This is a genomic window from Cellulomonas algicola, from assembly GCF_019024305.1.
GTDB classification, from domain to species: Bacteria; Actinomycetota; Actinomycetes; order Actinomycetales; family Cellulomonadaceae; genus Cellulomonas; species Cellulomonas algicola.
In genome coordinates, this window is sequence record NZ_JAHKSJ010000008.1 from 420,076 (window position 1) to 430,370 (window position 10,295).

The 10,295-nt window shown below is 78.1% G+C and carries 7 protein-coding genes; 5 read left to right on the plus strand and 2 right to left on the minus strand.

What is annotated here, in order from left to right:
* The first annotated feature begins 11 nt into the window (after positions 1–11).
* Together KOV94_RS09125 and KOV94_RS09130 are read left to right on the plus strand one after the other, a co-directional pair.
* Complete coding sequence (locus KOV94_RS09125; protein ID WP_218051850.1) at positions 12–815, plus strand: alpha/beta hydrolase; 804 nt, start codon at positions 12–14, stop codon at positions 813–815.
* A complete protein-coding gene (locus tag KOV94_RS09130; protein WP_218051851.1) occupies positions 812–1,609 on the plus strand; it encodes an alpha/beta fold hydrolase in 798 nt (265 codons plus the stop codon). Before KOV94_RS09125 ends, KOV94_RS09130 begins: the two co-directional genes overlap by 4 nt.
* Positions 1,610–1,898: 289 nt before the next feature.
* Here KOV94_RS09130 and KOV94_RS09135 read toward each other — a convergent pair whose 3' ends face one another.
* Complete coding sequence (locus KOV94_RS09135) at positions 1,899–2,321, minus strand: hypothetical protein (RefSeq protein WP_218051852.1); 423 nt, start codon at positions 2,319–2,321, stop codon at positions 1,899–1,901.
* Positions 2,322–2,406: 85 nt separating this feature from the next.
* Positions 2,407–5,070, minus strand: a complete 2,664-nt coding sequence (locus KOV94_RS09140; protein ID WP_308160458.1) for a coiled-coil domain-containing protein — start codon at positions 5,068–5,070, stop codon at positions 2,407–2,409.
* Positions 5,071–5,333: 263 nt separating this feature from the next.
* Between KOV94_RS09140 and KOV94_RS09145 the strand changes: the two genes are divergently transcribed.
* The 3 genes from KOV94_RS09145 to KOV94_RS09155 all read left to right on the plus strand — a co-directional run bounded on the left by KOV94_RS09145 (position 5,334) and on the right by KOV94_RS09155 (position 9,988).
* Positions 5,334–7,832, plus strand: coding sequence for a hypothetical protein (locus KOV94_RS09145; RefSeq protein WP_218051853.1), 2,499 nt, complete (start codon positions 5,334–5,336; stop codon positions 7,830–7,832).
* Positions 7,829–8,986, plus strand: coding sequence for a DUF8094 domain-containing protein (locus KOV94_RS09150; RefSeq protein WP_225916302.1), 1,158 nt, complete (start codon positions 7,829–7,831; stop codon positions 8,984–8,986). The genes KOV94_RS09145 and KOV94_RS09150 overlap by 4 nt, the downstream gene beginning before the upstream one ends.
* A gap of 72 nt (positions 8,987–9,058) precedes the next feature.
* Positions 9,059–9,988, plus strand: a complete 930-nt coding sequence (locus tag KOV94_RS09155) for a tetratricopeptide repeat protein (protein ID WP_124343993.1) — start codon at positions 9,059–9,061, stop codon at positions 9,986–9,988.
* Positions 9,989–10,295 lie beyond the last annotated feature (307 nt).

Below are 10,295 nucleotides of genomic sequence, written 5' to 3' on the forward strand. Positions count from 1 at the left end.
GCTCGTGCCCGATGAGCACGCACACGTCACCCGCGACCCCGATCCGCTCCCTCACCGTCCTGCCCGCGCACCGCGAGGACGTCGAGCTGCACACCGCCGACGGCCTCACGCTCGTCGGCGAGCTCGCCCGCCCGCTCGGCGCCGACGGCGGACCGGCCACCCCCGCGGCGACGCTCGTGACGCTCCACCCGCTGCCCACGCACGGCGGCTACATGGACTCGCACGTCTACCGCAAGGCCGCGTGGCGCCTGCCCGCGCTCGCCGACCTCGCCGTGCTCCGCTTCAACACCCGCGGCACGTCGAGCCCGCGCGGTACGAGCGACGGCGCGTTCGACGGCGGCGTCGGCGAGCAGTTCGACGTGCACGCCGCGATCGAGTTCGCCGAGTTCCACGACCTGCCGCGCCGCTGGCTCGTCGGCTGGTCGTTCGGCACCGAGCTCGCCCTCATGCACGGCCGCGACCCGTCGATCGAGGGCGCGATCCTCCTGTCGCCGCCCCTGCACCGCGCGACCGACGCCGACCTCGACGCGTGGGCCGCGTTCGGCAAGCCGCTCGTCGTGCTCGTCCCCGAGCACGACGACTACCTGCGGCCCGACGAGGCCCGCCGCCGCTTCGCGCGCGTCCCGCAGGCCGAGGTCATCGGCGTCGACGGCGCCAAGCACCTGTGGGTGGGGGAGGCCGCCGTCCGGCGCGTGCTCGACGAGGTCGTCGCGCACGTCCTGCCCGGCCACGACCCGCTGCCGACCACGTGGGACGGCCCGAGCACCACCGCCGAGAACCCGGCCGCGCTCGCGGTCGGCGAGGAGGACGCATGACGCTGCACACGTACCGCACCGCCGGGCCCGACGGTTCCGGCACCCTCCCGGTCGTGCTGCTGCACGGCTTCCCGCTCGACCACCGGATGTGGGACGCCGTCGCCGAGGAGCTGCCCGGCGACCGGACCGTCCTCGCCGTCGACCTCCCGGGCACCCCCGGTTCCGCCGACGCGCTGCCGGAGCCGTCGCTCGACGCGTCCGCGGACCTGGTCGCTGCCGACCTGCGCGCCGCCGGCCACGACCGGGCCGTCGTCGTCGGCCTGTCGATGGGCGGCTACGTCGCGCTCGCGCTGCTCGAGCGGCACCCCGAGCTCGTGGCGGGCCTCGGGCTCGTCGACACCAAGTCGATCGCGGACACCGACGAGGCCCGCGCGAACCGGCTGCGGATCGCCGCCGCCGCGGAGGACGGCGACACCGTCGAGCCCGTCCGACCCATGTCGACCGGCCTGCTGGGGGAGTCCAGCCGCGCCGCCCGCCCCGAGCTCGTCGACCAGCTCGCTGCGTGGATCGAGGACCAGCCGCCCGCGGGCGTCGCCTGGTCGCAGCGCGCGATGGCCGCACGCCCCGACCGCACCGACGTCCTGCGCGCCTTCACCGGCCCGGTCGTCGCGGTGGTCGGCGACGAGGACACCGTCACCCCCGTGCCCGCCGCGGAGGACCTCGTGGCCTCGGCCCAGGACGCTCAGCTCGTCGTCGTCGCCCGTGCCGGTCACATGTCCGCGATCGAGGACCCCGCCGCCGTCGCGGCCGCGCTCGCGGACCTGCTCCAGCGCGCCGACACCGCGACCGCGTAGCGCCACCTCCGTCGCCGGCCCCGCTGCGGGGACGCGCACGCGGCCGATGCCTCGACGTCTGGCGAAGTCGGCGCAGGTCGAGCACGGCCGCGCGCCGCGTCGGGCCGGGCGATGAGCGCCGGCACCCGAGAACGCGCGCGTCGGCGTCGGCGGTGGGTCGACCGTGGCGTCAGCCGAGGCACCCGCCCGAGCGCCCGCGTCGCGCCGGCCGTGACCGTCGGCCTCGAGCACGTGAGCGCCACCTCCGGTCGCCCGCGAAGAGCGTCCGCGTGCGGTCGACGGTGGTGCGTCAGCCCTCCAGCACCCGCTCGAGCGCCTGCGTCAGGTCGAGCGACTCGCCGTCCTTCCCCCCGGCCCCGAGGACGAGCGGCGGGTCGCTCGGCTCGGGCGTCACGCCGCGCAGCCGCGCCCCGAGGCTCGCCGGGGTGCTGAGCACGTAGAACTCGCCCGACGTGTCGACGGCGACGGACTCGTCGCGCCGCAGGTACCAGCCGCGCAGCGGCGTCCGGTAGCGCGCCCGCCCGTCGTAGCTCCGTGCCCGCAGCTCGACCGGCGCCGGGCCGGACGCGAGCGCCCGCTCGACGAACGCCGCGATCAGCTCGCGCGCCCGCTGCGACTCCGCCTGCTGCCGGCGCGCGAGCGCGTCCGCGTGCGCCGCCGCGGCGGCGCGTCGCTCGTCGCGCCAGCGTGCCGCGTCGTCGGGGCTGCTCATCGTCGTCCTGCCTGCCGGGTGCTCGTCGGGGTCTCGTGACGCCGCGACGCCCCCGGCGTCCAGCACCGGGGGCGTCGCGACACGGTCAGCGGGTGGGCGCCGCCGCGTCGTCGGACGCGGAGTCCTCGGCACCGGACGCGCCGGCGGCCGGCTTCGCCTCGTCCGCGTCGCGCGCCGGCTCGGCGACGACGGGGATCGCGGCGGAGACCGGTGCGGGTCGTGCCTTGGTCGGGCGGCCCGACGGTCGGGCCGGCTTGGCGGGGCGCGCCGGCGCGACGGGAGCCGGCGCGGCGTCGTCGGCGGACTTGTCCGCGGCAGCCGTGACCCTGCCCCGAGCGGTGGTGCCCGACGTGTCGTCCGAGCTGTCCGCACGCGACCCGGCGCTCGTCTCCGCGTCGTCCGAGCTCGTCGCGTCCGGGCCGGCGTCGACGTCCGGAGCGGCCTCCGCGTCCTCGGCGGCCGTGGAGCCCGTGCCCGTGGCCGTGCCCTTGTCCGCCACCGCGTCTTCGTGCGCCGCGGCGCCCTCGTCCGCCACCGCCTCCTCGTCCGCCACGGCGTCCGAGTCCGCCGCCGCGTCCTCCTCCGCCCGCGGGTCGCGCCCCGCGTCGGCGTCGTCCGCCGCGGCGTCCCGTCCGGTCCCGGCGTCGCCGTCCGTCGCGTCGACGCGGCCGGCGCGGACGTCCGTGCCCGCGTCGACGTCCCTGTCCGCGCCGGCGTCGGTGCCAGCCGCAGCGGTGCCGGACGCGGTCGCCGACGCACGCTCGTCCGTGCCGCGCGGCGAGCCCGACGCCTGCGCCGGGGGAGTGCTCGTGCGGTCGGACAGCACGGGCGCCGTGGCCGCCACCGGAGCGGACTGCGTCTTGGTCGTCGACGCAGCCTGCTCCTTCTCGAACGCGGCTTCGGCCCGCGCGGCACGGTCGAGCATCGCGCGGTCGGGGTTGTGGCCGAGCAGGTTCCGCAGCTCGTCGAGGTACGTGGTGATCGACTCGCGCTGACGGTGCAGGTCCTCGACCTGACGCATCGCGGTCGTCCGCTCGCGCTCGGACTCGGTCATGGCGTCCGAGATCTGCTTCTCGGCGTGCTCGCGGGCCTCGGCGACGACGCGGTCGGCGTTGCGCCGGGCGTTGGCGACCAGGTCGCGGGCGTGGTCCTCGGAGTCCTTGCGCACCTTCTCGGCCTGCGCGAGCGCCTTGGCGACGCGCTCCTCGGCCTCGGACGCGTGCGCCTCGGCGTCGGCGACGAGCCGCTCGGTCTCGACGCGCGCCTGGTCGTGCCGCGCGGCGTCCTCCCGCTCGCTCGCCTCGCGCTTCGACGCGATCTCGAGCTCGGCGTCGGCGAGGCGCTGCTCGGCGGTCCGGACGAGCTCGTCGGCCTGCGCCCGCGCGGAGGAGACGATCTCGCCCGAGGTGCGGCGGGCCTCGGTGAGCGCGCGGTCGACCTCGAGGCGGGTCCGCTCGCGGAGCTCGGCGGTCTCGCGCTCGGCCGCGGCGCGTGCCTCGGACGTCTCGCGGTCGGTGATCTCGCGCAGCTCGTCGGTCTCGCGCTCGGTGGTGATGCGCAGGTGCGTGGCCTCGTGCTCGGTCCGCTCGCGCAGCTCGCTCGTCTCGCGCTCCGCCTGGGCGCGCGTCTCGGCGGCGTACTGCTCGGCGTCCGTCCGCAGGGCGACGACGGCCTGCTCCGCGTCGGTGCGGGCCGCGGCGAGCTCGTCGGCGGTCGCGGCACGCAGCTCGCCGACCTCGCGCTCGGCGCTCGCGCGGACGAACGCGGCGTACTGCTCGGCCTCGGCCCGCAGCGCGGCGACCTCGCCGGAGACGCGCTGCTGGAGCGCGGTGGCCTCGCGCTCGGCGCTCGCGCGCACGCCGTCGGCGTACTCCTGCGTCTGGACGCGCAGCGACGTGACCTCGGCGGCGGCGGCCTGGCGGACGGCGGCGATCTCCGCCGACGCGTCGGACCGCAGCTGCGCGACGTACCGGTCCACCTCGGCGCGCGCCGCGGCCAGCTCGGCCTCGGTGCGCGAGCGCAGCTCGGAGGTGTCGGCGTCGGCCGCCTGGCGCAGGTCCTGCGCGTAGCGCTCGGCGTCCTCCCGCTGGGCGGTGGTCTCGGCCTCGGTGCGGGCCCGCAGCTCGCTCGCGGTGCGCTCGGTCGCGACACGCAGCTGCGTCGCCTCGTGCTCGACGGTGGCGCGCAGCGTCCCGAGCTCGCGCTCGAGGGACGTGCGGCGCTCCGCCTCCTCGGTCGTGATCGCGCTCTGGATGCGTGCGGCCTCCCGCTCGGCGGACCCGACTAGCTCCTCGGCGCGGCGCTGCGCGGCGAGCAGCGTGCTCTCGGCCTCGGCGGCGGCGGTGGTGCGGAGCTCCTCGGCCTCGCGGCGCGACGTCGCGAGCAGCTCGGCGACCTCGTTCTCCGCACGGGCACGCAGCTGGCCGGCGGCGAGCTTGGCGCGGGCGAGGGCGTCGGCGGCCTGCGCGTTCGCCTGCGTGACGACGTCGGACGACTGCTCCTCGGCGGACCTCAGCAGCTGCTCGATGCGCGAGCCGAGCCCGGAGTACGTCGGCCGCTCGGCCTCGCGGAGCTGGCGGTGCGCCTCGGAGAGCTCGCCCGCGACCTGCAGCGCCTTCGCGTCGGCGGCCTCGACCTGCGCGCGCGCGTCCGCGACGGACTTCTCCAGCGAGGAGATCCTGGCGTCGACGGCCTCACGTTCGTAACCACGGAAGTTCACGACCGGGAAGGGGGTGCGGGCATCGGGCACGAGCGGTCCTCCTGGGCTCGTGGGCGCCGGCGCGGCCCCTCCGACGAGGTGCTCGACGGCAGCCGGTGCCCCGCCGGCCAGGATACGCGTGTCGTCCGACCGGACGACGCGGACCCGCGTCCCCGCGGCCGGTGGCCGACGGTGCCGACTCGCGCACGGGACCTGCGACGACGTGCCGGGTTCGACCCGTTCCGTCCGCTCTCGTTCGGTCGTGCGCGGCCCCTCTGCCTATCCTGGTTCTTCTCGTCCCGAGAGGATCCTGCGTGCTCAAGCGACTGACCATCGCCCTGCTCGGCGTCGTCGGACTGGTCGTCATCGGCCTCGGCATCGCGTCCGCGACGGTGTGGAGGGCCGACGACGTCCTCGTCGCCACGACGTCCGGCGACGCCCGGACGCTCGTCACCGACCCGGGCGTCCTGGAGCTCGGCGGCGACCCCGTGACCGTGACCGTCGAGGCCGCCGACGACGCCCCCGTCGTCCTCGCGGTCGGCCGCGACACGGACGTCGACGGCTGGGTCGGCACCGACGCGCACGACCGCGTGACGGGCCTCGACGGCTGGCACGAGCTCGCGATCGACGCGGTCGCCGCCCCCGCGCCCACCGCGTCCGCGTCGGCGGCTCCCGACGCGGCGGCGACGGAGGGCGCGGAGCCCGCGGCCCCCGCCGACGGTGCCGCGACGACCGCCCCCGACGACGCGACGGCCGACGAGGCCCCCGCCGTGGCGGACCCGACCGGCTCGGACCTCTGGGTCGCCGAGGCGACGGGTGAGGGCTCGGCCGAGCTCGTGTGGCACGCGGAGCCCGGTCGCTGGAGCCTGCTCGCGGTGAGCACGGGCGACGCACCGCCCACCCTCTCGCTGGCGTGGCCGCGGACGGTGACGACGCCGTGGCTGTGGCCGTGCGTCGTCGTCGGTGCCCTGATGGTCCTCGCGTCGCTCCTGCTGCTCGCCCGCGAGCTGCTGCGCCGCCGCCGGGGCCTCGACCAGCCCGAGTGGCACGCGGTGCACACGGGCCCGATCGCCGTGGGTGCGGGCGTCGGCGCCGACGACCCGACCGCCACGACCCTCACGCGCCGCCAGCTCCGCGAGGCCGCCGCCGCCCGCGCCGCCAATGTGCCGCGCGCAGCCGCGAGCCCTGCCGACGCACCCGACGTGAGCGCCGCCGCGTCGGCCGCGGGCGCGGCCCGTCCGGGCAGCCCCACCGGCACCCCGCTCCGCGCCGCTGCCTCCACCGACCCGGCTCGCCCGGGTGCCTCGACCGACGCCGCCCGCCCGGGCACCCTTGCCGGCGACGCCGCCCGCCCGGGCGGCCTCACGGGGACGCCCCGCCCGGGCGCATTCGCCGACGCCGCTCGTCCGGACGCGCCCGCGGCCTCCCCGGGCCGTCCGGGCTCCTTCGCGGACGCGGGCCGTCCCGGCACGTCGTCCGACGCCGCTCGTCCGGACGCCGCGGCTTCGCCGGGCCGTCCCGGCGCGCCGTCGGCCGACGTCGCCCGTCCCGACGGTCCGTCCGCCGACGCCGCTCGTCCGGGCGCCGCAGCCGCAGGCTCCGGCCGAGCGGGCGTCGCGCCCGGTGCACCCGTTGAGCGAGACGCCCCGCCGGCCCGGGGACTCGCGGCGCTGTGGTCCCGCCGTGGGGACTCCGCGGCACGCGGTGGTGGCGCGACCGCCGGGTCGACGCAGGCGGGAGCGGACGGTCCGTCGACCGGCCGTCCGTCGACCGACGGTCCGGCACGCGAGTCGACGTCTGCGCCGACGTCCGCCGGCACCGAGAAGTGGTCCGCGGACGCCCCGGTCCCGACGCGACGTGCGCTGCGCACCGGCCAGATCCCGGTCGTGAACGCCCCCGACGCGGGCGCGACGACCGGATCGCCCGCGGCCGGCCGCGGCGGTGAGCACGCCTCCTCGTCGACCGTGCCGGGCAGCACTCGCCCGCCCGTCCCGACGGGTTCGGCAGGCCCGGCCTCGACGCTGCCCGGTGGCCACCGCCACCCCGTGCCGGCCGGCGCGTCCGGAGGGTCGTCGACGGGCCCGCGCCCGCCGGTCCCCGGAACGCCCGGCGCGGTCCCGTCAGGGCCCGCACGTCACGGCGCGCACGCCGCCGGCGGCTCGGCGGCGGCCGGTGCCGCCCCGGGCGGCTCCGCCCCCGGCGCACCCGGCTCGTGGCTGACCGGCCCCCCGGCGGGCCGCCCCGACGACCGCCCCACGCCGTCCGGCCCCGGTGCCGGCCGCCCGTCGGACCGTCCGGGCGGACCGTCGTCCGCCTCCGGCCCTGCCCAGCCGCCGTACTCCGGCGAGGGCGCGACGCGTCGACCCGACCCGGCGACCACGTCGCGCCCGCAGTGGCCCGGCCAGGGCTCCGGCCCGCGGCCGCCCGCCGACCGTCCGGCAGGTGCGTCGATCGCCTCCGCACCGGGAACCCCGACGACCGGGGGACCGGCAGGTCGTGCCGACGCCCCGGTGCCGTCGGGTCCCGCCGTGCACGGCTCCGGCCGCCCGTCGTGGGCGACCGGCGCGCCGAGCGGCGGCGCCCGCCCGCCCGGCTGGTCCGCGGTGCCGCCTGCGCCCGGCCAGCCGTCCCGCGCCGGCTCGCCCACGTTGCCCGACGCGCCGTCGGCGCACGTGCGACCGGCCTGGCTGCCCGGTGCGGACGAGCAGTCCGCAACGCCGGCGCCGCCCGCAGGCTCGCGCGGCGACGCGTGGCGCCGCGCGTGGGGTCTGCCGCCCATCGAGACGACCGACGACCAGGAGGAGGGCCGATGAGCACCCGCCCGACGACCCGCCCCGCCCGCACCGCCGCCGTCACCCCCGCCCGCGACGCCCGCCCGGTGCACGAGGCCGACCTCCCCGGCGACCGCGCCACCCGACGCGCTGAGGCGACGGCGACCGGGGGCCGACGGTCGAGCGCGGGTCGCCGCGGTGTCGCCCCCGTGCTGCGGCGCACCGTCCCGGGCGTCGTCGCGCTCGCCGTGCTGGCCGGCTGCGCCGCCCCGCCCCCGGAGCCCGCGCCGGACCCGGCACCTGCGGTCGCCCCGGCGGCGACGACCGTCGCGCAGTCGACGGACGTCCTCGGCGATCTCGGGGAGGTCCTGAGCACCGCGGACGCGGCCCTCGACCCGGCGGCGCTCGCGCCCCGGGTGACGGGCCCGGCGCTCGCGACCCGGACCGCGGAGTACGTCCGCTCGGGCGTGACGGGTGGCGCGAAGCCGCCGACGGTGCTGCCGACCGACGAGCAGGTCCTGATCGTCCCGCAGACCACCCAGTGGCCGCGCACGCAGCTCGTGGTGACCGAGCAGCCGGACGACCTGCAGGCGCCCCGCATCCTGGTGCTCCAGCAGGCGGCGCCCCGCGAGCAGTACAAGCTCTGGGGGTGGGCGCGGATGGCCCCCGGCGTCAGCATGCCGGCGACGGCCGAGCCGTCGACGGGCAGCGCGGTGCTCGCGCCCGACGCCCAGGGGCTCGTCGTCACGCCGGCGGACGCGTTGGCGCAGTACGCGGACGTCCTCGCGAACGGAGCGGGCTCGGCGTACGCGGCGACGTTCGCACCGGACCCGTTCCGTGCGGCGATCGAGGCCGCGCGGGCGGCGATGGTCGCGGGCGTGGAGTCGGCGGCGTCGGCGACGGAGACCTACACGCCGGACGCCGCTCCGGTGGTCGCGCTCGCGACGGCCGACGGCGGCGCGATCGTCGTCGGGCAGATGACGACGGTCTCGACGGTGACGCTCACGGTGGCCGGCGGGACGATCCCGATCCAGGACCCGTTCTACGCTGCGCTCACGGGGACGCAGAGCGCGGCCACGGCATTCGCCCGGACCTACACCGACGTGCTCGTGATGTACGTGCCGCCCGCCGACAGCGGAGCACCGGTGCAGGTCCTCGCGGCCGAGCACGCGGTGACCGCCGCCAGCGCCTCCTGACCTCGACCGACCCGACCCACCCAGCGACACGACCAGCCCGGGACGCGGTGCCCGGGACGAAGGATGACGCGCATGTCCCAGCCCTCCGGGCCCCGTCCCCGCCTCGACGTCCGCGGCGCCGTCGACCTGTCCGGCCTCGCCCGCTCGACGCCGCCTCCCGGGACGCCGGGCGGGCTCGACAAGCCGAGCGCCTACGCCCTCGACGTCGACGAGTCCACGTTCAACGACGTCCTCCAGCGCTCGACGCAGCACCCCGTGGTCGTCGTGCTGTGGGCGCCGTGGAGCGAGGTGAGCACGGGCGTGGCAGCGGACCTCGCCGCGCTGGCCGACGAGGACGCGGGTCGCTGGCTGCTGGCACGGATCGACGCCGACGCGAACCCGAGGGTCGCCCAGGCGTTCCAGGCGCAGTCGGTCCCGACTGTCGTCGCGGTGCTCGCGGGCCAGCCGCTGCCGCTGTTCCAGGGCGCGTACCCGCGTGACCAGGTGCGCGCGGTCATCGACCAGGTGCTCGCGGCCGCCGAGGCGAACGGCATCACGGGACGCGTGGCACCCGCAGGGGAGGAGCCCGAGGTCGAGCCCGAGCCGGAGCTGCCCCCGCTGCACCAGGCGGCCTACGACGCGATCGAGGCGGACGACCTCCCGGCCGCGCGCGCCGCCTACGAGCAGGCGCTGACCGAGAACCCGCGCGACGCGCTCGCCCGCGCCGGCCTCGCCCAGGTGGGGCTGCTCGAGCGGACGCACGACATCGACCTGCGTGCGGTGCGGACCGCGGCGGCGGACCGGCCCGACGACGTCGACGCCCAGCTCGCCGTCGCGGACCTCGACGTCCTGGGCGGGCAGGTCGAGGACGCGTTCGCCCGGCTCGTCGACGTCCTGCGCCGGACCTTCGGCGCCGACAAGGAGCGCGTCCGCCTGCGACTCGTCGACCTGTTCGAGGTCGTGGGCGGCGACGACCCCCGCGTGGTGGCGGCCCGCCGCGCGATGGCGAGCGCGCTGTACTGAGAACCAGCACCGACCGGACGGCCGGTCGACGCGGATGTTCGCGCAGGTCAGCGCGCATCCCGTCGGCCGGCCGCCGTCGTCTCCGGGCCTGCGTGACGGGCGTCACCGAGGGCCGACTTGATCTTCCGCGCCACCGCTGCGTAATGTTCTCGACGTCGCCCGGCAGGGAGGAACGGACACCGAGGAACGATCCCGGTGGCTGGTCCCGCGAGTGACGTCCCCCGGATCTCCGACCGACGAGACCTCTCGCCGGTCGACACGAGCGTCCGGATGTGGAGCGAGCATGACCACGCCGAACCAGCCCGAG